This is a genomic window from Pseudomonas sp. LBUM1643, assembly GCF_059716215.1.
Genome location: NZ_CP166813.1, coordinates 2,493,099 through 2,519,543, shown reverse-complemented (window position 1 = coordinate 2,519,543; position 26,445 = coordinate 2,493,099). Strand labels below are relative to the sequence as shown.

General features: G+C 60.4%; 27 protein-coding genes. 11 read left to right on the top strand and 16 right to left on the bottom strand.

The features are described from left to right. Window positions 1-142: 142 nt before the first annotated feature. Genes ACA063_RS11355 through ACA063_RS11345 form a run of 3 tightly spaced genes read right to left on the bottom strand, consistent with a single transcriptional unit; the run spans window position 143 to window position 2,235 of the window. Complete coding sequence (locus ACA063_RS11355) at window positions 143-1,633, bottom strand: aldehyde dehydrogenase family protein (protein ID WP_497665927.1); 1,491 nt, start codon at window positions 1,631-1,633, stop codon at window positions 143-145. A 47-nt stretch (window positions 1,634-1,680) separates the two neighbouring features. After that, entirely contained in the window at window positions 1,681-2,070 is a 390-nt protein-coding gene (locus tag ACA063_RS11350; protein ID WP_497665926.1) for a c-type cytochrome, read from the bottom strand. A 30-nt stretch (window positions 2,071-2,100) separates the two neighbouring features. Continuing rightward, a complete protein-coding gene (locus ACA063_RS11345) occupies window positions 2,101-2,235 on the bottom strand; it encodes a hypothetical protein (RefSeq protein ID WP_497665925.1) in 135 nt (44 codons plus the stop codon). Between the two features lie 413 nt (window positions 2,236-2,648). On the opposite strand from ACA063_RS11345, the gene ACA063_RS11340 reads away from it, so the two are divergent. Further along, window positions 2,649-3,971 carry an alginate export family protein gene (locus ACA063_RS11340; RefSeq protein WP_497665924.1) on the top strand — a complete coding sequence of 441 codons (1,323 nt, stop codon included), beginning with the start codon at window positions 2,649-2,651 and terminating at the stop codon, window positions 3,969-3,971. A gap of 356 nt (window positions 3,972-4,327) precedes the next feature. On the opposite strand, the gene ACA063_RS11335 is transcribed toward ACA063_RS11340, so the two are convergent. Beyond that, the gene (locus ACA063_RS11335) at window positions 4,328-4,687 is read right to left on the bottom strand and encodes a DUF6124 family protein (protein ID WP_497665923.1); all 360 of its coding nucleotides are present in this window, start codon (window positions 4,685-4,687) and stop codon (window positions 4,328-4,330) included. Beyond that, window positions 4,668-5,180: a 4-hydroxyphenylacetate 3-monooxygenase, reductase component gene (hpaC, locus tag ACA063_RS11330; protein WP_497665922.1), complete on the bottom strand. Its 513-nt coding sequence runs from the start codon at window positions 5,178-5,180 to the stop codon at window positions 4,668-4,670. Before hpaC ends, ACA063_RS11335 begins: the two co-directional genes overlap by 20 nt. A 261-nt stretch (window positions 5,181-5,441) precedes the next feature. Between hpaC and ACA063_RS11325 the strand changes: the two genes are divergently transcribed. Beyond that, window positions 5,442-6,071, top strand: coding sequence for a response regulator transcription factor (locus tag ACA063_RS11325; protein ID WP_162440369.1), 630 nt, complete (start codon window positions 5,442-5,444; stop codon window positions 6,069-6,071). Between the two features lie 309 nt (window positions 6,072-6,380). Here ACA063_RS11325 and feaR read toward each other — a convergent pair whose 3' ends face one another. From feaR to ACA063_RS11280, 9 genes are all read right to left on the bottom strand, one after another. Next, window positions 6,381-7,301, bottom strand: coding sequence for a transcriptional regulator FeaR (gene feaR / locus ACA063_RS11320; RefSeq protein WP_497665921.1), 921 nt, complete (start codon window positions 7,299-7,301; stop codon window positions 6,381-6,383). A 151-nt stretch (window positions 7,302-7,452) separates the two neighbouring features. Further along, window positions 7,453-8,403, bottom strand: a complete 951-nt coding sequence (locus ACA063_RS11315; RefSeq protein WP_497665920.1) for a PDR/VanB family oxidoreductase — start codon at window positions 8,401-8,403, stop codon at window positions 7,453-7,455. A 258-nt stretch (window positions 8,404-8,661) separates the two neighbouring features. After that, window positions 8,662-9,402 carry an SDR family NAD(P)-dependent oxidoreductase gene (locus ACA063_RS11310; RefSeq protein ID WP_497665919.1) on the bottom strand — a complete coding sequence of 247 codons (741 nt, stop codon included), beginning with the start codon at window positions 9,400-9,402 and terminating at the stop codon, window positions 8,662-8,664. 10 nt (window positions 9,403-9,412) lie between these two features. Further along, window positions 9,413-9,913 (bottom strand): aromatic-ring-hydroxylating dioxygenase subunit beta, encoded by a 501-nt coding sequence (locus ACA063_RS11305; RefSeq protein ID WP_497665918.1) that lies wholly within the window; start codon window positions 9,911-9,913, stop codon window positions 9,413-9,415. Next, entirely contained in the window at window positions 9,910-11,193 is a 1,284-nt protein-coding gene (locus ACA063_RS11300; protein WP_497665917.1) for an aromatic ring-hydroxylating oxygenase subunit alpha, read from the bottom strand. The genes ACA063_RS11305 and ACA063_RS11300 overlap by 4 nt, the downstream gene beginning before the upstream one ends. 23 nt (window positions 11,194-11,216) lie before the next feature. Continuing rightward, window positions 11,217-12,362, bottom strand: a complete 1,146-nt coding sequence (locus ACA063_RS11295) for an amidase (RefSeq protein ID WP_497665916.1) — start codon at window positions 12,360-12,362, stop codon at window positions 11,217-11,219. After that, window positions 12,359-12,829, bottom strand: coding sequence for a nuclear transport factor 2 family protein (locus tag ACA063_RS11290; protein WP_497665915.1), 471 nt, complete (start codon window positions 12,827-12,829; stop codon window positions 12,359-12,361). The genes ACA063_RS11295 and ACA063_RS11290 overlap by 4 nt, the downstream gene beginning before the upstream one ends. 3 nt (window positions 12,830-12,832) lie before the next feature. Further along, window positions 12,833-13,204 carry a hypothetical protein gene (locus ACA063_RS11285; RefSeq protein ID WP_162441144.1) on the bottom strand — a complete coding sequence of 124 codons (372 nt, stop codon included), beginning with the start codon at window positions 13,202-13,204 and terminating at the stop codon, window positions 12,833-12,835. A gap of 25 nt (window positions 13,205-13,229) precedes the next feature. Then, entirely contained in the window at window positions 13,230-14,393 is a 1,164-nt protein-coding gene (locus ACA063_RS11280) for an acyl-CoA dehydrogenase family protein (RefSeq protein WP_497665914.1), read from the bottom strand. A 373-nt stretch (window positions 14,394-14,766) separates the two neighbouring features. Between ACA063_RS11280 and ACA063_RS11275 the strand changes: the two genes are divergently transcribed. The 6 genes from ACA063_RS11275 (at window position 14,767) to ACA063_RS11250 (ending at window position 20,431) form a co-directional block, all read left to right on the top strand. After that, the gene (locus tag ACA063_RS11275; RefSeq protein WP_497665913.1) at window positions 14,767-16,257 is read left to right on the top strand and encodes an ATP-binding protein; all 1,491 of its coding nucleotides are present in this window, start codon (window positions 14,767-14,769) and stop codon (window positions 16,255-16,257) included. A gap of 546 nt (window positions 16,258-16,803) precedes the next feature. Continuing rightward, a complete protein-coding gene (locus tag ACA063_RS11270; RefSeq protein ID WP_497665912.1) occupies window positions 16,804-17,952 on the top strand; it encodes an amine dehydrogenase large subunit in 1,149 nt (382 codons plus the stop codon). Window positions 17,953-17,964: 12 nt separating this feature from the next. Next, complete coding sequence (locus ACA063_RS11265) at window positions 17,965-18,504, top strand: MauE/DoxX family redox-associated membrane protein (RefSeq protein WP_497665911.1); 540 nt, start codon at window positions 17,965-17,967, stop codon at window positions 18,502-18,504. A gap of 3 nt (window positions 18,505-18,507) precedes the next feature. Next, window positions 18,508-19,134, top strand: a complete 627-nt coding sequence (mauD, locus tag ACA063_RS11260) for a methylamine dehydrogenase accessory protein MauD (RefSeq protein ID WP_497665910.1) — start codon at window positions 18,508-18,510, stop codon at window positions 19,132-19,134. 18 nt (window positions 19,135-19,152) lie between these two features. Next, a complete protein-coding gene (locus tag ACA063_RS11255; RefSeq protein ID WP_497665909.1) occupies window positions 19,153-19,674 on the top strand; it encodes a methylamine dehydrogenase light chain in 522 nt (173 codons plus the stop codon). A gap of 235 nt (window positions 19,675-19,909) precedes the next feature. Continuing rightward, entirely contained in the window at window positions 19,910-20,431 is a 522-nt protein-coding gene (locus ACA063_RS11250; RefSeq protein ID WP_497665908.1) for a cytochrome C, read from the top strand. 104 nt (window positions 20,432-20,535) lie between these two features. Here ACA063_RS11250 and ACA063_RS11245 read toward each other — a convergent pair whose 3' ends face one another. Continuing rightward, window positions 20,536-21,189 carry a peroxiredoxin gene (locus tag ACA063_RS11245; RefSeq protein ID WP_497665907.1) on the bottom strand — a complete coding sequence of 218 codons (654 nt, stop codon included), beginning with the start codon at window positions 21,187-21,189 and terminating at the stop codon, window positions 20,536-20,538. A gap of 395 nt (window positions 21,190-21,584) precedes the next feature. After that, on the bottom strand, window positions 21,585-21,914 hold the full coding sequence (locus ACA063_RS11240) for a hypothetical protein (protein WP_497665906.1): 330 nt from the start codon (window positions 21,912-21,914) through the stop codon (window positions 21,585-21,587). A gap of 182 nt (window positions 21,915-22,096) precedes the next feature. Here ACA063_RS11240 and potE point away from each other — a divergent pair, with 182 nt between their 5' ends. The 3 genes from potE (at window position 22,097) to ACA063_RS11225 (ending at window position 26,335) form a co-directional block, all read left to right on the top strand. Further along, window positions 22,097-23,503, top strand: coding sequence for a putrescine-ornithine antiporter (gene potE, locus ACA063_RS11235; RefSeq protein ID WP_497665905.1), 1,407 nt, complete (start codon window positions 22,097-22,099; stop codon window positions 23,501-23,503). After that, window positions 23,503-25,788, top strand: a complete 2,286-nt coding sequence (locus tag ACA063_RS11230; protein WP_497665904.1) for an Orn/Lys/Arg family decarboxylase — start codon at window positions 23,503-23,505, stop codon at window positions 25,786-25,788. Before potE ends, ACA063_RS11230 begins: the two co-directional genes overlap by 1 nt. Window positions 25,789-25,933: 145 nt before the next feature. Next, window positions 25,934-26,335, top strand: coding sequence for a hypothetical protein (locus ACA063_RS11225; protein ID WP_497665903.1), 402 nt, complete (start codon window positions 25,934-25,936; stop codon window positions 26,333-26,335). Window positions 26,336-26,445 lie beyond the last annotated feature (110 nt).

Sequence of the window (26,445 nt, the reverse complement as noted above, 5' to 3'; positions counted from 1 at the left end):
GCAGGAGGTAGTCCATCGCACCCACATCGGACTGCTGGTTAAAACGATTATCGAGATCAAAAAAAAATAGTGGCGAGGGAGCTATCTCCCTCGCCACCACCTCATGCACAGCCCCTAACCCAGCCTCTCGCGTGCAGCCACATCAATGCGCAATACACACCGACTTCAGCTCGGTGTACGCCTCGATCACCGCACGGCCGAATTCGCGTCCCATGCCGGATTGCTTGACCCCGCCAAAGGGCATCGCCGGGTCGAGCAGGACGTGGGCGTTGACCCACACGGTGCCGGCTTCGATGCGTGGCACCAGGTTCATCGCTTTGCTCAGGTCGTTGGTCCACAAGCTCGCCGCGAGGCCGTAGCGGTTATCGTTGGCCAGGGCGATGACGGCGTCTTCATCGTCGAACGGCATCACGCCCAACACCGGGCCGAACACTTCTTCCCGCGCCACGGTCATGCTGTGGTCGATGTCGGCGAGGATTGTCGGCTGCACGTAGAAGCCATCGCCTTCAATCAACTCGCCCCCGGATACCACCCGCGCACCTTCCTGTCGAGCCAGTTCGATGTGTTTGAGCACGCCTTGCTGCTGCTTGCGCGACACCAGCGGATTGATCGCCGCGTTGCAGTTCATGCCCGCGCCAATCGGCATGGCCGATACCGCGGCCGCGAGGCCCTCGACGAACTGGTCGTGGATCGAACGGTGCACGTAAAAACGTGAAGCTGCCGCGCAGACCTGGCCGCTGTTCAGCAAGCCGCCGAGGATCGCGCCCTGAATGGCTTTTTCGATGTCGGCATCGGCGAGCACGATCATCGGGTTCTTGCCGCCCAGCTCCAGGGCGAAGCGCGTCATGTTTGCCATGCATGCCACCCCCACACTTTTGCCCACGGCAGTGGAGCCGGTGAAGGAGACTTTGCTGACCAGCGGATGCGCCGTCAGCACGCCACCCACCGAGGCCCCGCCACCGGTCACAACGTTGAACACGCCCGCTGGAATACCTGCTTCCAGCGCCAGCTCGGCCAGGCGCATGGCAGTCAGCGGGGTTTCCATCGCGGGCTTGATAATCACCGTGCAACCGGTGGCCAGGGCCGGCATGAGTTTCCAGGCGGCGATCAGCAGCGGGAAGTTCCACGGCACGATCCCGACCACCACACCCACCGGCTCACGTTTGGTGAAGGCGGTGAACTTGGCGCCGGGTGGCAGCGGGATCGACACGTCAAAGGTCTGGCCTTCGATCTTGGTCGCCCAACCGGACATATAGCGCATGAACTCGACCGTGGCATTCAGGTCCAGCGCGCGGGCCATGTTGATCGACTTGCCTTGGCTGAGGGTTTCCAGCTGGGCCAGTTCCTCGGCGTGTTCTTCCACCAGACGGGTGAAGTTCAGCAGGATGCGTTCGCGGTCGGCCGGGCGCAAACCCGACCAGACGCCGGACTTGAAAGCCTTGTGGGAGGACTGTACGGCTTGCTCGACGATTTCCAGCGGCGCATCGAGGGTTTCGCACAGGGTTTGTCCGGTAGCCGGGTTGACCACGGCGATGCTTTGCCCTTCGGCGAACACCCATTGACCATCGATAAAGCAGCCATGACGACGCTCAAGGAAAGCAGCCACCTGGGGCAGAATTTCAACGTTGCTCATAAATCACCTTTGACTCAGTCGAGTGGTTCAACCGGAAAACCGGCTGATTACTGTTGTTCTTTGAGGAAACACACGACCGCCTGACGGTCTTGCGCCGAAGCCAGCCCCATGTAAGGCATGTAAGTCCCCGGCACGAATGCCTGGGGCTGGGTGATGAGTTGCGCGATGTTCTCGGCTTGCCAGTTGATGTCTTTGTTGCGCATGGCCTGGGAATAGTTGAAGCCTGCCAGCGAACCGGATTTGCGCCCGACCACGCCCGCCAGGTTCGGCCCCATCATGCCGGCATCGCCCTTGGTGACCGAATGGCAAACCGCGCATTCATTGGCAAACACCTGGGCACCGTGGCCCTGGTCCGGCGTGCAGTCTGCGGCGAACGCGGCGCTGGCCAGGGTGAGTGAAAGCAGACCGAAAAGTGGCAATCGCAGCGAGGTGAACATAAGAAAACGACCTTGAAATCCGCGTGCCCGTCAGTCGACGAACACCAACACTGATAAGGCCGGTGCGGGAGGCATCGGCTGGGTTGGTACGGATTGTCGATGGTCATTGATGCGCAGGATTTTCCCTGCGTGCCAGTCGTATTGGCGAGGCTGCCAAACACTCATCTGCAGGATCGTTGGATCGTTTGACCGTTGGCCCGTTGGCCCGTTTGACCGTTGGCTCGTTGGCTCGTTGGCCTGTAGGTCTGCAGGTCTGTAGGTCTGTAGGAGCTGTCGAGTGAAACGAGGCTGCGATCTTTTGATCTTGCACTTTAAAAACAGGATCAAAAGATCGCAGCCTCGTTTCACTCGACAGCTCCTACAGTCCTACAGTCCTACAGGCTAACAGGCTAACAGGCCAACAGGCCTACACAGCTCCACAAGCGATTTCACGTCGCGACGGACGTTTGATGCAGCACTGCATTTTGGCAAGCACAACCAACTCTTTGGCAACCACACAAAAGGGCGAAAAAGTTCACGGCCGTAGTATCGAAAGAGACCGCAACCCTGCGTTCAAGAACAAGAACGGATGCCACACGATGCTCAAGTCCCCCTTGCTTCGCCTCTCGACGCTCGCGCTGATGATCAGCGCCAGTCACGCCGGCGCCTATGAACTGTACGCCGACGACGACACCCACCTGAACGCCACCCTGGAAGCGGTTTTCGGCATTTTCCACAGCCAGGAAAACTATTCGCTGTCGGGCCGTCTCGACGAGGGCTCATCGTCATGGCGCGAGGGCTATCTCAAATACGGTTTGAGTTTTGACAAGGGTCTGGCTGGCGCGGGTACCGCGTATGGCGCCGCGAACCTGCTCAGCTCCGGTACCTGGGGCGACGGCGATGCTGCGGGTTTCAGCGATGGCTCGGAGCGCACCACAAAATTCGAAGACGCTTACCTGGGCTGGCGTTCAAAAGACCTGTTCCCGGTTTTGGGGGACGACGGTATCGACCTGTCCTTCGGCCGCCAGAACATCGTGGTCGGTGATGGTTTCCTGATTGATGGCGACGCATTGAACATGGGCAAGGGCCTGGCCGACGGTGAGTTCAACCGTGGCGGCGCCTACTGGCTGGCCGCGCGCAAGGCGTTCGATGAGACCGCCGTGTTGCGCATCGGTGGCAAGGAAGGCTGGCGTGGGGACCTGATGTGGTTGAAATCCAACAACCGCGCCCAGGCCATGACCGAAATGTACGTTGGCACGCTGGAACACGTGTCCGACGTCGGCACCGTCGGCTTGACCTACATCGACACCACCGACGTCGACGAGCAGTACGCCTCGCCGATTCAACTCGAACGCGACGGCATGAAGACCTACAGCCTGCGCGCTACCGGCAATGCCGGCGTCAAAGACCTGTTCCTCTCCGGTGAATACGCCAGACAGGACAAGCCTCACACCTCGACTGAAGACGCCTGGTACCTGGAAGCCGGCTGGACCTTTTCCGACGTGGCCTGGTCGCCCTATGTCAGCTACCGCTACAGCCGTTTTTCGGAAGGCTACGACACGCTGTTCTACGGTTTCAGTCGTGGCTTCGGCACCTGGTTCCAGGGTGAGGTGGCAGGCAACTATGCCGGTCCGTTCAACAGCAACGCGCGCATCCAGCAAGTCAAGTTCAGCGTCTCGCCACTTGAGAACCTGACGGTCGGCGCGATGTATTTCAACTTCGACACCATCGATCGCAACCTGGGCAACGCCGATGGCCACGAAGCCGACCTGTACGCCGAATGGCACGTCAATGAAAACCTTAGCGTGATGCCGCTGATCGGCCTGTTCCAGCCGGACAAGAGCGCCGATCAGGGCGGTACGCAGCTGGGCAACAACGACAAGAACCTCTACAGCCAGGTGATTTTCGCCACGACGTTCTAAGCAAGCCCTTCACATCAATGGCGCACTATGCCCCCTGTAGTAGCTGGCGAAGCCTGCGTCCTTGGGGCAGCTGGCGAAGCTGCGTCCTTATGGCAGCTGGCGAAGCTGCGTCCTTGTGGCGAGGGGATTTATCCCCGTTGGGTTGCGAAGCGACCCCAAATCAGGGCGACCAGATGAATCTGGCATACCGCGTGTGCCGGTTTCGCGGCGACTACGTCGCCGAACGGGGATAAATCCCCTCGCCACAAGAACGCAGGCTTCGCCAGCTGCTACAGGGTTTGTGCCGTGAAGGTTGCGTCTAGGTATTCAAGTGTTGAGGTGGTTCGAATCGATCCAGCGCCCGGTTCACCGCCAGTTCACCGCCAGTTCACCGCCAGTTCACCGAGCATGATGACTTGCGCGATGCCGAGCAGGGAGTTGCGGCTCGGCCATTCCAGATGATCGGCCAGGTCGATGGCCATGACATTGGCCGAGGCCAGCGATTCGCAGGCGTGAACCAGGAGGGTTTCGACGTCCCGCTCAGGGTTGATGATGAACATGTTGGGGAGTGTGCGTGGGGTGGCTTTGATGTCGACGGACACCGCCTTCGCTGGCAAGCCACGCTCCCACAGGGTTTTGCGGCGTTCAAAAAGGGTGTATTCGCCACACAATCCTGTGGGAGCGTGACTTGCCCGCGAAGAACGATAACGCTGTCTCTCAGCAAGCCGCAGCCGCATGCTCCAATCGGTGAAACAGCCGATTGAAATACACCAGGCTATCCCCTTCCCCGCGCACGCCCACCTTCGACAACTCCACGAACATCACCGAATGCGACCCCACTTCCTTGCACTCACTGATACGCCCTTCCAGCTGCACCAGCGCATCTCGCAGCACCGGCACACCCGTTTCACCGCCGTCCCACAGATCCCAGGCAAAACGTTCCGCCATGGGCACCTGGGTCATCCCGGCAAAGTGTCGCGCCAGGTCCTCTTGCTCGCCGCACAGGACGTTGATGCACAGGCGCCCGTTCGCACGAAATACATCGTGGGTCGCGCTGCCACGGTTCACGCACACCAACACAGTCGGCGGCGAATCGGTCACCGAGCACACCGCGCTGGCGGTGATGCCGCAGCGTCCGCCGGGGCCGTTGGTGGTGATGATGTTCACCGCGGCAGGCAACTGCGCCATGGCGTTGCGAAAGTCGATTTGCTGCTGGCTCAGGTCGGCCATGTCGATGCCCCTTCCTTTCAGGAGGACCGCCCGTTCGCGGCCCGTAGGTGATGGAACAAGACTAAAGCCCGGCGGCGTGCGCAACCATCCTGACGATCCCCATGACGAGGTTGGCTTTCCGCTAGTCGACTAGGTGGTTTCTTTATCGTCACGGCCCTTCGCAGTGGGTATTCTGCTGACTGGCTCCGATGAGGGCTGATGTCCGCCGCAGCGTGCTCGCGTGCGAAAACAATAATTAGAAATTCTCGTGGCAGTCCCCTGATGGAAAACCGCAAACCGATTGTTTACATCGTTGATGACGACAAAGACCTGCGCACCTCGCTGGCGTGGTTGCTGGAGTCGGTGAGCGTGCAAGCGCAATGCTTTGCCGGCGCTGAAGAGTTTCTCAGCCAGTACGATCCCAAACAGCCCGCGTGCCTGGTGCTGGACGTGCGCATGCCGGAGACCAGCGGCTTTCAACTGCAGGAAATCCTCAACCAGCGCGGTAGCACCCTGCCGACCATCTTCGTGTCCGCCCATGGTGACATTCCGATGTCGGTGACCGCCATGAAGAACGGCGCGCTGGACTTCGTCGAAAAGCCCTATAACCCGCAGCAGATGATCGACCGCATCCAGGCGGCGTTGAAGGTCGCCGTGCATGCCCAGGCCGATCAGCAGCAGCGCCAGCACATGCAAGGCAAACTGGCCTTGCTGACCAGCAGGGAACGCGAAGTGTTGATGCTGGTGGTGGATGGCAAGGCCAGCAAAGTCATCGCCCGGGAACTGAACATCAGCGTGAAAACCGTTGATGTCCACCGGACCAAGATCAAGGAAAAAATGGGCGTGACCAGCATCGCCATGCTGGTGAGAGAAGTGCTGCATCTGCCGGCGGATGAGCCTGTGCGGCACTAAGTGATTGGCGGCGATCATGACGCCGCCATCGCTAGCAGGCTAGCTCCCACAGGGAATCGGCGACGTACACAGAATGTGTGTTCACCCCATTCCAATGTGGGAGCTAGCCTGCTAGCGATGAGGCCATCACATCCAAAATCATGCCGCCTGACACTCCGCCATCGCGAGCAGGCTAGCTCCCACACTAATTTGTGTACGCTGGAGATTCCTGTAGGAGCTGCCGAAGGCTCGGGCCGCGTTCGGACGATCTTTTGATCTTGAAAAATCAAAAGATCGCAGCCTTCGGCAGCTCCTACAGGGGATGTGTGGTCAGTTCTGGCTATACCGCTTGCGATACGCACCGGGTGACACGCCAAAGCGTGACTTGAACGCTGACGAGAAGTAGCTGGAATCAGAAAATCCCCAGGCGTAACACAGCGCCGACAGCTTCTGTTCATCACGGGAGCGGCGCAGGTTTTCCGCACAGAAATCCAGGCGGCGGTGCTTGATGTATTGCGCCACCACCAGGCCGCGCTTGGAGAACATCCGGTACAAACCGCGCACCGATATTCCCACCTCGCGCGCGATCAGTTCGGGGCACAGTTCTTCGGTGCTGATGTGTTCGTCGATGTAGGCGATGATCTTGCGAAACTGCCGCTCATGGGCATCCCCACCACTGTCGTGGGCACTGATCCCCGGCAACAACAGGCTGACCAGCGCATCGAGGACCGCCTCGCTTTCCTGCATATCCAGGCTTTCCTGCTGCCGGGTTTCCAGCACCAGCTTGTTGGCCATCGTCGCCAGTGGCGTGGTGGCCGCGATGCGGGTGGCGCAGTTGAGCGCTTTGAGGTGCGAGCCACGCTCGACCACCTGGCGTGGCAGGATCAATGACAACTGCCGGGAATCGTCGTTGTAGGTCATGTCGCTCGGGCGGCAGGCGTCGATCAGGGCGATGTCGCCACACCCCAGCTCAGCGCGGTTACCGACCTGCTCCAGCTGCGAACTGCCGCGCATCTGGAACACCGCGTAGTAATGACCATCGCTGCTGACACTGACGTCCTTGCTGGTGCGATACAGGTGCACGTGCGCCATATCGACGACACTGAGGTTGATCGCGCCACTGCGAAACTCCGCCAGTTCACCGTAGAAATCCGTGTCCAGCGCGCGGGCATCGAAGCGCCCACACGCCTGGTTGACCTGGTTTAACCAATGTTCGAACGCCTCGTTGCGAACCGCCGAAGAAGTCATCATCACTGCAAAGCCTCACGCGTATTTATTGTTATTTTTCGACCGCTTCGTCGAGCGGTTCGGCAAATAGTCATCCCTGGCTGGCTCCTCCTTCGACGGCCGCCGGAGCGCTATTCTTCCGGCTCAGGCTTACGCTTGCCAGTGTTCAATGCAATTACAGGTCCAATACCAGACGAGCGGAAACAGCGCGGGAAACACAGGCGCAGATCTGCTTGTTGGAGGCTTTTTCCTTGTTCGACAGACAGTTGTCGCGGTGCTCGGGCACGCCGTCCAGCACCTCGACGATGCACGTGCCGCAAATCCCCTCGCGACACTCGGTATCGATGTCGCAGCCGTGGGCCTGCAGCACATCGACCAGGCTGGTGCTGGCGGGCACCTGAAGCACCACGCCGGAACTGGACAGTTCGACTTCAAAACCGCCGCTGGGGCCGGCATTGGCGGCCGGATCGGCGGCAAAGTGTTCGAGATGAATGGCGTCATCGCTGCGGCTGCGGGCGGCCACTTCCACCACTTTGTTCATGAACGGCGCCGGGCCGCAGGTATAGACATGGGCGGCGCTGCCCGCCTGGTTCAGGCACTCACTTAACGCGGCGTCCAGATCAGCGGGCTCGATGCCGTAGTGAAACTGCACGTGGTTGGCGAACGTGGTGGCCAACAGATCAGTAAAAGCGGCGTACTCCGGCGAACGAGCGAAGTAATGCAGGCGATACGGCTGACCGCTTTCTGTCAATCGATAGGCCATGCTCAACAGTGGCGTGACACCAATCCCGGCCGCGAAAAGCACGTGCTCGGTGGCACTCGGATCGAGATGAAACAGGCTGCGCGGCGCACCCATTTCCAGCTCCATGCCTTCCTGCACGTTTTCGTGCAGCGCCAGTGAACCACCACGCGATAGTGCCTCTTTCTTGACCGCCACCAGGTACGCACGGCGATCCTGTGGCGGGCTGCACAGCGAATACTGACGCGTCACCCCGGTCGGCCCGGTCAGGTCGACATGGGCGCCCGGTTCATAAGTGTCGAGCGGCTGGCCGTCACTGCGCACGAGGCGAAAGGAACGGATATCCAGCGCTTCGTCGACGATCCTTTCGATCTTCACCTTCATCATTGAGTCACCTGAAATACGGTTGTTTCGATTAAAAAGCCTTAGGTTGAAAACGGTGCTGTGGTTATAGAGCTTTTGTGGTGAGGGAACTTTTGTGGTGAACGAGCTTTTGTGGCGAGGGGATTCATCCCCGTTCGGCTGCGAAGCAGTCGTAAAATTTGTAGGGTTGCTGAGATTTTGGGGCGGCTGCGCCACCCAACGGGGATGAATCCCCTCGCCACAAATGTTCATTCGCCACAGTTCATATCAGCCCATCCAATCTCAGCGCATGAACAACCCGCCATTGATGTCCCAGCATGCGCCCGTGACGGAGGTAGCGTTGTCGGCGATCAACAGCAACACGCCGTCGGCGATGAACTCAGGGTCACCGAGAGTGCCTGCCGGAATCATTTTCAAAATCTGCTCCAGACGCTCGGGCGCAACAGACTCACGCACCACCGGCAAATCCAGCGGACCCGGCGAGAGGCTGTTGACCGTCACGCCTTGTGCCGCCAGTTCACGGGCAAACACCTTGGTCAGCGTCGCAACACCGCCCTTTGCCGCCGCGTAATGCGCGCCGGTGGCAGTGCCGCCGTTCTGCCCGGCCAGCGAGGCGATGTTGACGATGCGCCCAAACCCACGCTCGGCAAAGTGCGCGCCGAACACCTGGCACGCCACGAAAGTGCCGCGCAGGTTGATCGCCATCGACTCATCGAACTCTTCGGGCGTAATGTCCATCAGCGCCGCCACCTTCGATACGCCGGCGTTGTTCACCAGGATGTCCGTGCCACCCCAACGCTCGGCGAGCAGGTCACGTGCCCGGACGAAATCGGCCTTGTTGCGCACATCCAGTTCGATGGCGAAGGCACTCGCGCCGCTGCTATCAAGTTCAGCGGCCAGACGCTGCACGCCGTCGAGGCGCACATCGGCCAGACCGACGCGATAACCTGCCGCGTGCAGACGGCGGGCGATGCACTCGCCCAATCCGCGTGAAGCACCCGTTACGAGGGCTACTCGACTCATGATGTTGCCCTCACAGAAGGAAGCCGAGCGCGCTCAGGCTGTCGGTGGAATTGATCAGCCGCACGACTTTGCGTTCCAGGGTCGGCACGCCATTGGTGAAGCGGATGCGGTGGTTCAGGTCCGCCACGAACGGCGTGTGCACGCCGCGCTTGTAGGCGTACAGCAGCTGTGCGGAGTTGACCTCAACAAGGTCGCCCGCCGCTTCCACCAGACGGAAACGCGAGACACTGCGGATGGTTTTCGCCGCGTCCACGGCCGACGGCGAGTAGCCGGCGGTTAGGCGTTCGATGCGCAGGTCACGCATGCGCGCATCGTCGTAGGCGTAGTTGAGGTTCGCCTCGAAGTCTTCGGTCTCCGGGTCGATCGGCACGATGTACAGGCCGTTGTCGCTCCACAAGGTCGCCCACTCGGCGTAGTGCTTGCGGTCGAGCAGTTCGGCTTCGCGCCAGATGAATTCGATGGCCTGGGCCAACGGGCCGGAAAAACCGTTCAGGGTGTCGTGATTGCTCATTGGCTCATCATCCTTTTCCACATGTCGTAGGCACCGCGCATGCCGCCTTCATCGGTGGCGTGGCTGACCTTGTCGCCATTTTCAGCAGTGATTTCCCGGTTCAGGCCGCGGTTGACCAGGATTGGCGCATCGACGCCGGCATACGAGCCGCGCTGCACGCGATCCCAGGCTTCGGCATCGTCGGGGCTGCCGAAACCGAACGGGCCCTGGAAATGTTCGTGGATGCGCATGCGTTCGCGGTTGGCGATTTCCGGGCCGCCATCCATGCCGAGGGCCACGTGACGGATCTCGGTTTCCGTCACCGACACCGGACGCAGCACGCGGAAAAACGACATCGACATCGCGACGTTCGGGAACAGGTTCAGGTTGAAACCGGCACCGTGCAGCGAACGCACAATGCGCCGTACCTGTGCCGGCTCCATGGTTTTGGACAATGCTTCGGTCACATGGGCGAAGCGCTCCTGCAACTGTTCGGTGCCGTCGTCGTGATCCAGATCGACGTGCTCCGGCACCATCACCATCACGCTGTGGCCGTTGCCCAGGGAATGGGTCACTGCTTGTTCATCGGTCATGAACGAGAGCATTTGCGACGTTTCTTCATCCACCGACGACATGAACGACTTGTGCACGATCGGGAAGTGGTAACCGTCGGTGGTGTTTTCCAGCTGGATCTTCCAGTTGCCCTTGAAGCTGAACTTGTGTTCGCCCTGGGTCTTGATCGGGTAACCGGCGCCCTGCTTCATGAACAGGTCCATCCAGTGTTTCGCACCGCCCAGGAACTCTTCCAGCGGTTCGATTTCGTCGTTGTAGCTGGCGAAGACCATCCCGGCGTAGCTTTCGACGCGCAGGCTGGTCAGCGGCAGTTCGGACTTTTCCAGAATCCCCTCATAGCCATCCGGGTACGGCAGCGCACGCAACTTGCCGTCCAGGCCATAGGACCAGCTGTGGTAAGGGCAGGTGAAACCGGTGGCGTTGCCCTTGTGCTTTTCGCACACGGTGGCGCCACGGTGGCGGCAACGGTTTTCCAGCACGTTGATGGTGTTCTTCTTGTCGCGCACCACAATCACCGGACGACGGCCGATGGTGGCGGTCTTGAAGTCGCCGCTGTTGCGCACTTCGCTTTCGTGGGCGACCCACACCCAGGTGCGGTAGAAAATCTTCTCCAGCTCGGCTTCGAACAGTGCTGGATCGTTGTACAGCGAGACGTCGACGCGGTCATGCCGGACCAGGTCGTCCGGGCTTTTCGACGAGGCGATCAGTCGATATTCATGAGTGCTCATGTGGTTCTCCTCATGGCTTCTTTTTATGATTTCTGGAAGGCTGGACGTTCGCCGGCCATGCTGTGTTGCAGCTGCGCACCGAAGGCGCAGACCCGTTCGTCCTGGCCTTTTCGACCGACGATTTGAAGGCCGACTTTCAACCCGCCGCAATCGAGTTCCACCGGCACCGTCAGCGCCGGATGGCCACTGAGGTTGAAAGGTCGAACCAGCGGGGTCATGCCGGCCACGGCTTTGCTTGCGCTGCGGGCTTCGATCAGCGTGGGAGGAAGGCTTGGCATCGTCGGCAACAGCAACACGTCAAATTGCTCCAGCGCGGCATCCACCTGCTGGCTGAAGCGCGTGCGAACCTGTTCGGCTTGCGCCAGTTCGGCAGCGCTGGTGCGGCTGGCGGCCAACAGGCGCATCTCGACATCCGCACCGATCAGGCCCTGGCCGGTGAGGTGGCCGAACGCGGCCCAGTTTTCAACATTGATCACCGTCAGGCCGGCGGTAAACGCTGCTTCGAATTCACTCAATTGCACACTGCTGCGGCGCCAGCCGGCACGGTCGGCGACCGCGACGAGGCACGCTCGCACCTGCGCATCGCAGGCCACGTCGAGAAAGCCCACCGAGGCGTTGCTCGACGGCAAACCCTGGGCCTGGAAACCAGGGCAAATCACCTGCATCGCCGCGATCAGGTCATCCATGCTGGCCGCAAAAGGCCCCACGCAATCGAGGCTGGAGGCGGCCGGATGTGCACCCACGCGGCTGACGCGGCCATAGGTCGGTTTCAGCCCGGCAATGCCGCAGCAGGCCGCTGGCACCCGCACCGAACCGCCGGTGTCAGTGCCGATGGCGATGTCCGCCAGCCCCGCTGCAACAGCGGCAGCCGAACCGCTGGACGAACCGCCAGGCACCCGGTCCGGCGCCTGCGGATTGATCGGTGTGCCGGTCAAGTCGTTGATGCCGGTGACGCCAAACGCCAGCTCATGCAGGTTGGTCTTGCCGACGATTTGCCAACCCGCCGCGAGAATCGCATCGACCACCTCGGCGTTGCGCAGGGCCGGCAACGCGTGGGCAAAGGCCCGGCTGCCGGATTGGGTGGCGTGGCCGGCGATGTCGATGGAGTCCTTGATGGCAACGCGCTTGCCGCTGCCACCGAGCAGGAATTCGCTGATAAAGATGCTCATGCGCAAAGCTCCGTATTGAACAAGCGTTGCGTGCGGAAATGTGTAATCAGCCAGACACCCTCGACGCGACGAAAATCGATGTTCAAGCGCGTGCCGAACAACTCGTTGCGGCCATCGGCATAGGTAGAAATCTGCTGCATGATCCACTGCCCTTGCGCCCCGCTGCCGTCGACCACAATCGACTCGCTGGTGAGGTAATGCAGGTTCAGCCGGAAGTGATCCGACGGTGGCAGGTAACCCCCGACAAACGCGGCCACTGCGTCGCGCCCCCGGTGTTGGCCGAAGGTCTGTGCAGTCTGGCTGCCGACGCCTTCCCAGATCGCGTCAACGGTAAACAATTGCGCCAGTTCATGAACCTGGATCACGGCCCTCGGCACATCGCACAGGTCCATGTAGCGCGCCATCAAACGGCGCACCTGGCTTTCCCCTTCGAGCGTCTCGAGACGCTGCAGCAAGGCCTCGTTCATGGCTCAGACCCGGGCTGCTTCAGGGATGGTCAATGGACGACCGATGCGCGCTTCGACCTTGGCATAGCGCCACAGGCTGTACTCGTTCACCGGCGTGGTGCGGAACAGATTGCAGGCGTCGATCACCGTTTGGTGGCAGTCGACGTCGGCCATGATGTAGACGGTCCAGGGCGACGTCGTGGACGGCCCCACCATCAGGCGGTCATCGTCCATCGCGCCGAGCACGGTGATGCCCGGCATGGCGCCGAGGTCGCCCATCATCTGGCTGAAACCTTTCCAAACGCTCAGGCCTTCGCCGGTGGGCAGGTCAAAAAAATTCTGGGTGATGCCGATGCAAAAAACGACGCGCAACGGTTCTTGGGTGGTCTGGGACATGGGGGTTTATCCTTGAATGGAAAATTCAGATGTAGCCAGGGAACGGTGGTACGCCGAGGAACACCGAGCCGGCGCCGTCGTACAGGCCTTCGCTGAGAAAGGCGTGTTGGGTGACCACCATCGAATCGCGCAGGTAGCGCTGAAGTGGATGGCGCAGGTAAATGGCGGTGGTGCCGGCCAGGCTGTAAGCGCTTTGCACCACTTGCGCACCCGCCTGGGACACGTGAATCGCGGACAGGCGCAACAGGCTGGTCTGTTCAGGCGTGACCGGGTTGCCGGCGACGATCGAGTTCCACACCTGTTCGGTGGCGCCGTAAAAAAAACTGCGCGCGGCAGCCAGTTGCGCTTCGGCCTTGGCGATTTCGATGCGGACATAAGCGCGGTCGGACAACTTCGGCGCACCCGTGATGCCACTGCCGCCCGCCATGCGGCTGATTTCGTCGAGCGCAGCACGGGCCAGGCCGAGATTGACCACCGCCAGTACTTGCGCGGCGTAGGCAATGGAGGGGTAGCGGAACAGCGGCTCGTCGATGGTTGCGGCGCCGCCACGGATGAAGGTCCAGCGTTCATCAACGCGTTTATCCGTGACGCGCAGGTCGTGGCTGCCGGTGCCTTTGAGACCGACCACCTCCCAGTTTTCGACGATCTCGACCTGCTCTGGCCGAAATACGGCGGTGCGAGGCTTGCCGCCAGCGGCACCGATGCCGACACCCAGCAAGTCAGCGCCTTTGCAGCCGCTGGCGAATTTCCAGGTGCCGTTGACCTGCCAGCCGCCTTCGACGGCCTCGGCCGGTTGCAACGGAAACAGCCCGCCGGCGAATACCAGGTCCGGGCTTTCAGCGTAGAGCTCCGCCAGGGTTTCCCGCGGCAAAGCGGCGAGGTAGACACCGGCGCTGCCGAAACTGGCCACCCAGCCCGCCGAGCCGTCGGCTTCGGAGATGCGTTCGATCATCTGGAGGAAAAGTGCCGGCGCCAACGCGTCGCCACCGAAGCATTTGGGTGTGGCCGCACGGTAGATGCCGACCTGCTTGAAGCGCTCGATCATGTCCCGTGGCACATGGGAGCCGGCGTCGAATTCATCCCGACGCTGGCGCACTTCCTCCAGCACCTTGGCAAAGGCGTGGCTGTCGACGACATTCTCGTCAACGCCGATCAGAGCGTCTTGTTGCGCAACCGCTGAACGCAGCATGGGCTTTCTCCGTTTTGCTTATTGTTGGTGGGGCCACGCCGCACCTCCGTCTGTAAACGACACGCCGCCGCGCCGCGATCACTGTTGGAGCTGCCGAAGGCTGCGATCTTTTGATCTTTATTTTGATTTTTCAGGATCAAAAGATCGCAGCCTCCGGCAGCTCCTACAGGGGAGGTGTGTGATGCCTTTCATTGAGGCTCAGTGTAAAAACCGCACCCGCGCCTCACTATTGGGGCGTATAGCCTCTGGTCTAAAGAAAACCCCTAGCCCTCCCCCGATAACCTCTGAGCGCATCCCCACGCGCAAGCCGGTATAAAAAGCCATACTTCCACGCTCACCCGTAGTGGAACCTCCCGCCTCCAAGGGCCGCGCGATGTACCTGCCAAAACCGAATGATTTCTACACCCTCATCGAAGCCATGCCGCTGTGCATCATTCTTCACGATGCCCACAACAAGGAGATTCTGTGGGCGAACACCGCCGCCTTGAACGCGCTGGGTTTCACCCTGGAAGAGCTGACGCCGCTCAAAGCGCCGGACATGACCCGAGACGCGCCCAAGTACCGGCGCTCGGTGGGCTTACGCTGGCTCGAAGGCGCCGCACGCACCGGCCAGCGCGCCATTGAATGGTGTTATCGCTCCAAGCAAGGGGTGGAAATTCTTTCCGAGGCGGTGGCGACCCTGGTCCACCTGGACGGCCGCGATGTGCTGATGGTGCAGTTCCGCGATATTTCCAGGGAAGACAAGGTCAAACGTGATCTCAAGCGCTTCGAAAGCCGGCTCAAGGCGTTCATGCAGGACCTGGCCGAAGGCGTTGCCGTGCTCGGTCCGCAGGGTGATATCCGTTTTATCAGCGACTCCGGCGCGCACCTGCTCAAGGGCGAAGAGCACCAGTTGATCGGCAAGAACTTCCTCGACTGGTGTGACGATGCCTCGCATCAACGCCTGCTCGCGCAACTGGCCAACGAAACGCCGGAGCACGCGCCGTTCAGCGTGCATTACCACGTGCAACGGCGCGACGGTGAATGGCGCTGGCACGAGGCAACCTGCCGTTTTATCGAGATTGAAGACGACCTGGTGGGCCACCTGCTGCTGTTTCGCGACGTCACCGAACAGGTACGCGCTGAAGAGGCCCGGCGAGTGAGCGAGCAAAAACTCGAATACCTGGCCCGCTATAACGCCATGGGCGAAATGGCCGTGGCCATCGCCCACGAACTGAGTCAGCCACTGGCGGCAACCCGCAACTTCATTGAGGGTGCGGTGATTCGGCTGGGCAAGGATCAATCCGGTGACCAGGGCGTGGCCTGGGGTTTGCAGAACGCCGTCAGGCAGATCGAGCATGCGTCGCTGATCATTAAAAGCGTGCGCGATTACGTGGTGAAACTGGAGCAAAGCGAAGAGCTGATCGACCTCAACGAACTGTTATGCGAGACCCGCTACTTCATCAGCTTGCGGGCGGACCCCAGTGCAGTCCGGGTGGAGATTGTCACCAGCGACCGGCCGTTGTGGGTGAGTTGCGAGAAGGTGTTGATCGGACAGGTGATCTTAAACCTGGCGTTCAATGCGATTGAAGAAATGAGCGACCTGCCCGTTGAACGCCGCCTGCTGCGCATCCATGCCAGCCAGGGCGATGACGCGGCATTGGTGCGCATCGAAGACAGCGGCCGGGGCATCCAGGCCGAGGCGCAGGAAAAGCTGTTCGACGGGTTTTTCTCGTCCAAGGTCAGTGGCAATGGCATTGGATTGGCGCTGTGCAAAAACATCATCGGGCGCCACCGCGGCGACATCTGGGCACAGAACCTGACGCCTTGCGGCGCGGTGTTCACCTTCTCCCTTCCCCTCGCCACAAGGAGTGCAGGTGTTTGAATGGCGCGGTGTGTCAGTGATTCCATAAAACCAACCACACTCCACCCCTTCAGCCAACCACCATTCCGTGGCGAGGGAGCTCGCTCCCGCTGGGCTGCGAAGCGGCCCCCGGCATTCTTCCAGCCAATCCGCGCCCGCCGGTTTTGCGACTGCTGCGCAGCCGAGCGGGAGCAAGCTCCCTCGCCACAAGGAGTGCAAGCGTTTGAATGATGCGGCGTGTCAGTGATTTCATAAAACCAACTCACAACCCAATCCTTCAGCCAACCACCAACCCGTGGCGAGGGAGCTCGTCGAATCGTCGCACCGTCCCGCTAGGCTGCGAAGCGGCCCCCGGCATTCTTCCAGACAATCACCATCCTGTGGCGAGCTCGCGAAGCCGGTGCAATTTCGGCTCGGCGAAATGCGGCCCTGAAGACTGGCACAGACACACAACCACTTGGCAGCCACAACAATTCTCCCGTTTCCCCGGCAGGGCAGAATCGAACTGCAAAAATCTGCCTCTGCACCCGCGATTCGCGTGAACAATAATTCAGGGAGTTCCCCCTAATGCGAGCCACCAGGATCACCGTACAGTCAGCGCTGGGTATCAGCCTGCTCGTACTCGGTTTGAACAATGCCAGCGCGGACTTGCCCGCTGACACGATCGGCCAGACTGTTCTGGCATTTCCGCCGGAGGCCCACCGGGCATTTGTCGTCGATGTCGAATTCGAGAGTTTCGTGGCGGGTCGTGTCACCGTGGTCGACCCCGACAAAAAACGCATCCTTGGCATGGTCCCGACCGGTTTTGCGGCGCCCTCGGCGCTCAGCCACGATCAGAAAACCCTCTACAGCGCGGACATCTTCTACTCCCGTGGCACCCGCGGAGCACGCACCGACGTGCTGACTGCCTGGGACACCTCGACTCTGGCACCGGCCTGGGAACTGTTGATTCCGACCAAGCGCGCCGAGTCGCTGACCCAGCGTTACGGGTTGAAGACCAGCAGCGATGACCGCTTTGTCTACGTCTACAACTTCACCCCATCGACTTCGGTCACTGTGGTTGATACCCAGGCCAAGGCAGTGACCTCGGAAATCGCCATCCCCGGTTGCGTGCTCAACTACCCCGTCGGTAACCGCCGCTTCGCCTCGTTGTGCGGCGACGGCAGTTTGCAGGTGGTCACGTTGAATGATCAGGGCCTGGAAACCGCGCGCAGCCGCACGCCGTTCTTCGACCCCAACGCGGAGAAGCTGGTAGAGCGCGCCGTCAACGTCGGCGACACCTACTACTTCACCACCACGACCGGCACCGTTCGCCCGGTGGATTTCGCCGGCGACGCGCCGAAGATCCTGCCGTCCTGGTCGCTGACAAACGATGAAGAAAAGAAAGCCGGCTGGGCGCCGGGTGGCTGGCAACTGATGGCAGTCGCGCCAAAACTCAACCGCTTGTACGTGCTGATGCACGACGCCCATGAACCGATGAAGTGGGAAGACCCCAGCCCGCTGATCTGGGTCTTCGATCTGAACACCCGGAAAAAAGTGGCGACCCTGCAAGCCCCGGTTCCGGTGTGGAGCATGCAGGCGACGGGCGACGACAAACCGCTGTTGCTCGGTGCCGATGTGGAAGGCGGCTTGCAGATCTTCGACCTCACATCCAACACGCTCACGGGCAGCATGCCGAAAGTCGCGAAGACGGCGACTCAGGTCATGAGCTACTAACGAGGTTCGGCCATGCACATCGATCCGATCTTCATCATTGCCAGCGCACTCGCCATTGCGGTGTTGCTGGCCAGCGCCGCGACCCACAAGTTGCGCGCGCCGGCACGTTTTGCCAAACAGCTGGCGGACTATCAACTGTTGCCCGAGGCGCTGGTGCGCCCGAGCGCACGGGTGATTCCGGTACTTGAACTGGCAATCGCCTTCGCGCTGCTGGTGCCGGTCAGCCGATCATGGGCGGCGTTGACGGCCGCCAGCCTGATCGCGCTGTACGCCGCCGCTATCGGCATCAACCTGTGGCGCGGTCGTCGCGACATCGACTGTGGCTGTGCCGGCCCGGACCAGGCGCAACCGTTGCGCCCTGTCCTGCTGCTGCGCAACAGCGTGCTGGTCGGCCTCGCGTTGCTGGCCAGCGTGGCGCCGATTGTCCGCGACCTGAACGTTTTCGACGGCTTTGTGACCCTCTTCGCCAGCGCTGTCGCGCTGCTGATATACGCCGCAGCCGATGGCTTGCTGGCGAACTCTCCTCTTCTGCACAAACTGATTGGTAGGTGATCAATGGAAGGCTTAATCGTTTCCAACGCGTTGCTCTGGATTTTGCTGTTGGCCCTGGCCTTCGCCGTGATGGGTCTGGTGCGTCAGATTGGCGTACTGCACGGCCGTATCGCCCCGGCGGGCGCTCTGATGGTCGACAAAGGCGTGGCCGTCAACGAGCCTGCGCCGCAAGTCACGGCCTCCGACCGTCACGGTCGCCCGGTGAACTTCGGTTACGCCGGTGAGAAATCACAATTGCTGTTCTTCCTCTCGCCGACCTGCCCGATCTGCAAGTCGCTGTTGCCGGCCATCAAGTCCATCGCGAAGGAACAGGCTGATCGTCTCGACGTGGTGTTCATCAGTGACGGCGATATGGACGCCCAGCAAGCACTGATCCGCGAACACAAACTCGACGACGTCACCTACGTGGTCGGGCCACAAGTGGGCATGACCTATCAGATCGGCAAGCTGCCGTACGCGGCGCTGATCGACAAGGCCGGCACCCTGCGCGCCAAGGGCCTGGTCAATTCCCGGGAACATCTGGACAGCCTGTTCGAAGTCGAGCATCTGAAAAGCGCCACGCTGCAGGACTACCTGAACAGCCAGCCGCATCCCCATGCGCATGACCACAGCCACGGCCATAGCCACTGATAAGGCAGGGAGACTGTTATGAAATTGCTGGATCTGTTGTTTGAGCGCTCGTCGCGCCGCGTTGCCGATACCACATCACGTCGCAAACTGCTGGCGCGCATGGGCTCGCTGATGGTCGCCGGGGCTGCGCTGCCCCTGCTGTTGCCGCTGGATCGCACCAGCAAGGCCCTGGCCGCCGATAACCCGAAAGCCGGCGATCCCGGTGATCCGAACAGCTGCGACTACTGGCGTTACTGCTCCATCGACGGCTTTCTGTGCACCTGCTGCGGTGGTTCGGTGACGTCGTGCCCGCCCGGCACCGAAGCGTCGCAGGTCACCTGGATCGGCACCTGCCGCAACCCGGCGGATGGCAAGGACTACATCATTTCGTACAACGATTGCTGCGGTAAACAAAGCTGCGCCCAATGCGCCTGCACCCGCAACGACAGTGAAGAGCCGGCCTACCGCCCGTTCAACAACAACGATGTGAACTGGTGCCTGGCCGCCAAATCGCACATCTATCACTGCACCGTTTCGATCATCCGCGGCGTCGCGGTTTAGTGGGCACTGGCCGTCGATTGCTTAGCCAAACGACGGTTATTGTCGATCCACATGGCGGACGATGCTCCACTGTAGCAGCTGGCGAAGCCTGCGTCCGGCTGCGCAGCAGGCGTAAACCCGGCTTGCAAGGTCTGTCTGAAACACCGCGAGCGCTGATTTTACGACTGCTGCGCAGCCGGACGCAGGCTTCGCCAGCTGCTACATAGGATCGGTGTTAATTGCAGAGGTGTTTTTCATGCGCACATTGCTAATCCTCGGTCTGGTCTGCGTCATGACCGCTCCGCTGGCCTACGCCCGCGCCATTCCCAACCCGGCTCAGCGTCACGCGCCGGGCAACGAAGAAGCGCAAAAACCCATCGCCGACGCCGGGTACAGCGTCGGTGTGAATTACCAGCTGCAATGCGCCGGGTGCCACCTGGGCAACGGCATGGGTTCCCCCGCCAATGACACCCCTCGGATGACCGGGTTCGTTGGCAATTTCCTGAAAGTACCGGGTGGCCGCGAATTCCTCGTGCGCGTGCCGGGTATGTCACAGTCGGCGCTGAACGATGCCCAGCTGGCGGATTTGCTCAACTGGCTGATGCGCAAAGACGGCATGGCCGGCAAAAGCCTGCCCGACGATTACCAGCCCTACAGTGCTGAAGAAGTCACGCAGCTGCGCGCAAAAACCATGCTCAACCTGCCCGGCACGCGTGCCGAGCTGATCAAGGCGATGCGCGCACAAGGCATCGCGATTGAAGACGGGATGAACAACTGAGGCCAGGGTTTCACCGCTGGCTTGAAGGGATGGTCGAAGAAGCCTCGGCGCCGTTCTGCAAAGCCAGAAACCGCGCCGAGTTGATCAACGCCATTGATTGAACGTTACTTGGGTTGCGCCACAGTGCGCAGATACGGTTTCACCGTCTTGAAGCCGTCCGGGTATTTCTTTTTCGCGTCCTCATCCGAGACCGACGTCGGAATGATCACGTCATCGCCCGGACGCCAGTTCACCGGGGTCGCCACGGTGTGTTTGGCGTTCAGTTGAATGGCGTCGAGCAGACGCAGCACTTCGTCGAAGTTGCGCCCGGCACTCATCGGGTACACCAGCATTGCCTTGATTTTCTTGTCCGGACCGATGATGAACACCGAACGTACCGTGGCGTTATCGACAGCAGTCCGGGTGCCGCCACTGGCATTGGGGTGGATCATGTCGTAGAGCTTGGCGACCACCAGGTTCTCGTCGCCGATCATGGGGTAGTTCACCGCATGCCCCTGGGTTTCCTCGATGTCCTTGGCCCAACTCGTGTGGTTGCCGACCGGGTCGACGCTGAGACCGACAATTTTGGTGTTGCGCTTGTCGAACTCGGGCTTCAGTCCGGCCATGTAACCCAGCTCGGTGGTGCACACCGGGGTGAAGTCCTTGGGGTGGGAAAACAGGATGGCCCATTTGTCGCCGATCCATTCGTGGAAATGCAGGGTGCCTTCGGTGCTCTCGACGGTGAAATCCGGTGCTTCGTCGCCAATACGGATGGTCATGTGCGTTCTCCTCGCTGTGAAGGGTAGGGAAACTGTTGGACGAATCAGTATAGGGGACGTTCCCGAAGGCACACCCCGATCAACTGTAGAACCTGTAGGAGCTGTAGAACCGTAGAACCTGTGTGAACGTGTGAACGTGTGAACGTGTGAACGTGTGAACGTGTATGAGCGGCAGAAACTGTAGGAGCTGTCGAGTGAAACGAGGCTGCGATCTTTTGATTTTTGTTTTTTGTTTTTCAAAAGACAAGATCAAAAGATCGCAGCCTCGTTTCACTCGACAGCTCCTACAGAGCCCTACATAGTCCTACAGAGGCCCTACATAGTCCTACATAGCTCCTAAACATCTTAAATTCACAGGAGCATGCGTTTCCCTACAGCCGCCAGCAAACGGGTTGCTATTTACGCGCCAGCTTGTAGCGCAAGCAGTCCTCGTAAAAACTCTGCTTGATCGCCGCCGGCTTGATGCGTGACGGACTGTCGTAGGTCTGCTCCGTAATGCCCATCGCCAACATACGCATCCACGGTTTGCTGAATTTATAGGTTTGCAGCTTTTGCCGCGCGGCATACAGCGAGACGCCCGCCAGCTTCAACTCCTGCGCCTTGGCGGCCGTCCCCGCGCCCCAACTGCACATGTAACGGTCATTTTGCACCAGCTCCTTGGCCTCGCCCTGTGCTGCCATGCTCGCCAACCCGCACGACAGTAGCGCGATCATCACATTCCGCATTTAGATTCGACCTTAACAATCTGAAATTAAATTGATTTTGATCAAATGTTTCAATGTTCGGGGCCAGTAAAATGCCTTACATGCAGATGAGAAATCTTCTCGATACGAGCAGGACATTTCTTGCTACATTCCAATACTTAGCTATAGCTACTACTCCCAAAGTTCTTAAATGAGGCAACGGAATGTCAGTCGCAAAGAAGATGACGGTAGGGCAACTGACAATGTTGACGGCCGTCAACATGTTGGGCTCAGGCATTATTTTGTTGCCAACCAAACTCGCCGAGGTCGGCGGTATTTCCATCCTCTCCTGGCTGATCACAGCCACCGGCTCCCTTGCACTGGCCTATGCGTTTGCGCGCTGCGGGATGCTGAGTCGCAAGACAGGCGGCATGGGCGGCTACGCCGAATACACCTTCGGTAAAGCCGGTAACTACCTCACGAACTACACCTACGGGGTCTCGCTGTTGATTGCCAACGTGGCGATCAGTATCACGGCAGTCGGCTACATACAGACGCTGTTCGACATAAAGCTTGATTCGCTGCAAGTAGGCCTGGCGACCATCGCCCTGCTCTGGATCACCACGTTCGCCAACTTCGGTGGCGCGCGGATCACCGGCAGGATCGGTTCGATCACCGTCTGGGGCGTGATTGCGCCTGTGGTACTGGTGTCCACCATCGGTTGGTTCTGGTTCGACAGCAGCGTTTACGCCGCCGGCTGGAACCCGCACAACATGGGGTATCTGGAAGCGGCGGGCGCCTCGGTGGCGATCACCTTGTGGGCGTTCCTGGGTCTTGAATCGGCGTGTGCCAACACCGACGCCGTGGAAAACCCGGAGAAGAACGTACCGATTGCGGTACTCGGCGGTACGCTCGGTGCGGCAGTGATCTACATCGTGTCCACCAACGTGATCGCCGGCATCGTCAGCAACCCGGAACTCGTCTCCTCCACCGCGCCGTTCGGTCTGGTTTTCGCCAAGATGTTCACCCCGTTCATCGGCGACCTCGTCATGGGGGCGATGGTCCTCGCCTGCATCGGTTCGCTGCTGGGCTGGCAGTTCACCATCGCCCAGGTGTTCAAAAGCTCGGCGGACACCGGTTACTTCCTGCCGATCTTCGCCAAGGCCACCAAAACCGGCACGCCGATTGTCGGCATGTTGATCCTGCTGGCCCTGCAAACCGCGATCGGCCTGCTCACGATCAGCCCGGACCTGAGCAAGCAGTTCGACACCCTGGTCAACCTCGCCGTGGTCACCAACCTGGTGCCGTACATCCTGTCCATGGCGGCCCTGATGACCATCCAGAAAGTCTCCAACGTACCGCCAAGCAAGGCGCTGGCCACCAACATTATTGCCTGGGTCGCAACCGCCTACAGCTACCTGGCGCTGTACAGTTCCGGCGAGCAGGCACTCATGCTCGGCGGTGTCGCAACCATCTTTGGCTACACCCTGTTCAGCTTCGTCAACAACCGCCTGATTGCACTTGAAGCGCACAACAACAGCGTACCGACGCAAACGGTCAGCGCTCAGCACATCACCGGCGAACCTGTGCCGGTGAACAATCTGCAAACGGCCACTCTGGAGGTTAGATAATGACGGACTATAAACACTCACTCGGGATGCTTGCGCTGGTGGTGGGTTCACCACCGGACAAGCGTACTGTCTTCGGCCGTGCCCTGGATCAGCTAATCCACGACGTTGAAGAACGTTCCATCAGCGTGCTGATGTCCGAAAGCCTGAGCGACGCCACGTCGATCCTGCGCTCGGACTCGGCCATCCAGTGCGTCCTGCTGAGCTGGGAAATGGACGACAGCGAAGGCCACGAGGAATGCATCAAACTGCTGACCACCCTGCGTGAGCGCAACACCCGCGTACCGGTCTTTTTGATCAGCGACCGCAGCACCGCGTCGAGCATTCCGCTGGTGGTCATGCAGCACGCAGACGACTTTATCTGGCTGCCGGAAGACACCAGCCGCTTCCTCAGCGGCCGCATCATGGCCGCCATCGAACGCTATCGTCAGGCCGCGCTGCCGCCGATGTTCGGCGCGCTGGTCAAGTTCTCCCGGTCCTATGAATACTCGTGGCACACGCCAGGTCATGCCGGCGGCACAGCCTTTCTGAAAAGTACGGCGGGCCGTGCGTTCTACGAATTCTTCGGGGAGAACCTGCTGCGTTCCGACCTGTCGATTTCGGTCGGTGAACTCGGTTCGCTGCTCGATCACAGTGGCCCGATCGGCCAGGGCGAGCGTTATGCCGCCAAAGTGTTTGGCGCGCATCGCACCTATTACGTGACCAACGGGTCGTCGATGTCCAACCGCGTCATTCTCATGGCCAGCGTGACGCGCAATCAGATCGCCCTGTGCGACCGTAACTGCCACAAGTCCGCCGAGCATGCGATGACCTTGTCGGGTGCCATTCCGACCTACCTGGTTCCGACGCGCAACCGCTACGGCATCATCGGTCCGATCCTGCCGCAAACCCTGAGTGCAGAAGGCGTCAAAGCCGCCATCGCAAACAACCCGCTGGTCAAGGACGGCATCGACCCGACGCCGGTCCACGCCATCGTCACCAACTCCACATACGACGGCCTGACCTACAACGTCACCCGCGTCGAAGAACTGCTGGGGAAAAGTGTCGATCGCCTGCATTTCGATGAAGCCTGGTACGGTTATGCGCGGTTCAACCCGCTGTACCGCGAACGCTTTGCCATGCACGGCAGCCCGGACGATCACGACGAATCGCGTCCGACCGTTTTCGCCACGCAATCGACCCACAAGCTGCTGGCTGCGCTCTCTCAGGCGTCGATGATTCACGTGCGCAATGGCCGTAACCCGATCCCCCACGGGCGTTTCAACGAGTCGTACATGATGCACGCCTCGACCTCGCCCAACTACGCGATCATGGCGTCCTGCGACGTCAGCTCGGCGATGATGGAAGCACCCAGCGGGCAGATCCTGACCACTGAATCCATCGAAGAAGCCATCAGCTTCCGCCAGGTCATCTCGCGCATGCACCACGAGATGGCGAGCAACGACCAGTGGTTCTTCACCTGCTGGCAGCCACCGACCGTGCAGGTTGGCGCGGCGGCAGTGCCTTTCCATGAAGTCGATCCGGTATTGCTGAAATCCGAGCCGAACTGCTGGGTCCTGCACCCGAACGAGGTATGGCACGGTTTCGGCGACATCGAAGAAGGCTACTGCATGCTCGACCCGATCAAGGTGTCGGTCCTGAGCCCGGGCATGGGCGACGACGGCAACTTGCTCGACTTCGGCATTCCGGCCTGCGTGCTCACCGCCTACCTCGGACGCCAGGGGATCGTGGTCGAGAAAACCACCGATTTCACCATCCTCTTCCTGTTCTCCATCGGCATCACCAAAGGCAAATGGGGCACGCTGGTCAACGCCCTCCTCGACTTCAAGCGCGATTACGATGACAACGTCGAACTCGAGCTGTGCCTGCCGGATCTGTTGACCGCCAACCAGCAGCGCTACGCGGGCATGGGCCTCAAGGACCTCGCGAACGAAATTTTCGCCGCCATGAAGAAGAACAAGACCACGGCCGCCATGGCCCAGGCCTTCGGCACGCTTCCGCAAGCCGAGTTCAGCCCGGTGGAAGCATACGAAAAACTGGTCCGCAACGAAGTCGAACTGGTGACCCTCGACCAAGCCGCCGGCCGCATCGCCGCCACCGGTATTGTGCCGTATCCACCGGGCATTCCATTGCTGATGCCGGGTGAAAACGCAGGGCCTGCGGACGGGCCGTTGCTGGCTTATCTGAAGGCGCTGGAAAACTTTGACAAATCCTTCCCGGGCTTCACCCATGACACCCACGGGATTGAAGCGGAGGATGGGGTTTACAGCCTGCTGGTGTTGAAGTGAGGTAACGCTTTCCCCCGTGCATGAGGCCGTCCATCACAGTGTGATGCGACGGCCTTTTTCGTTGTGGGGCTTCTTGGCTGACGGGAAAGCGCTTTCGCGAGCAAGCCTATGGGCAAATCCGACCGCGGCGCTCTATGATTGCCCCATGACGACCACACTTGTGATCCGCCAACCCTGCCCGCCCGGCGCCTGCGATTGCGGGCGTGACCCGCTGCTGGAAACACCGGGCGCGGATGTGCGCATTCTGTTTCTGACCCGTGCCGAGGAAAAGCGCCTGGTCGAGCGTCTGGAAAATCTCCAGAGTCTGAGCGATCTGGAGCGTTTGCAGCGGCGGATGCATGAGCAACTGGGTATCCGCGTCGACATCGCGCCTGGTTTTAACGAAGTGCGCACCATGCGCGGTATCGCCATCTCCATCAATGAACTGCCAGGGTTGTGCCGCAAGACGCGTGTGGCGATTCCGGCGGCGATTCGGCGGGGGTTGGAGAAGAATCCTGAAGTGGCTTACGAGCTGCTGAATGCCAATGACTTGTTGCGGGATGCTTGAAGGGCTGGGGACCGCGACCTTCAGCAGTTTCTGAAGTGTATGTTTTTGGGGCTGCTGCGCAGCCCAGCGGGAGCAAGCTCCCTCGCCACAAAAAGCACTTGGCACATCAC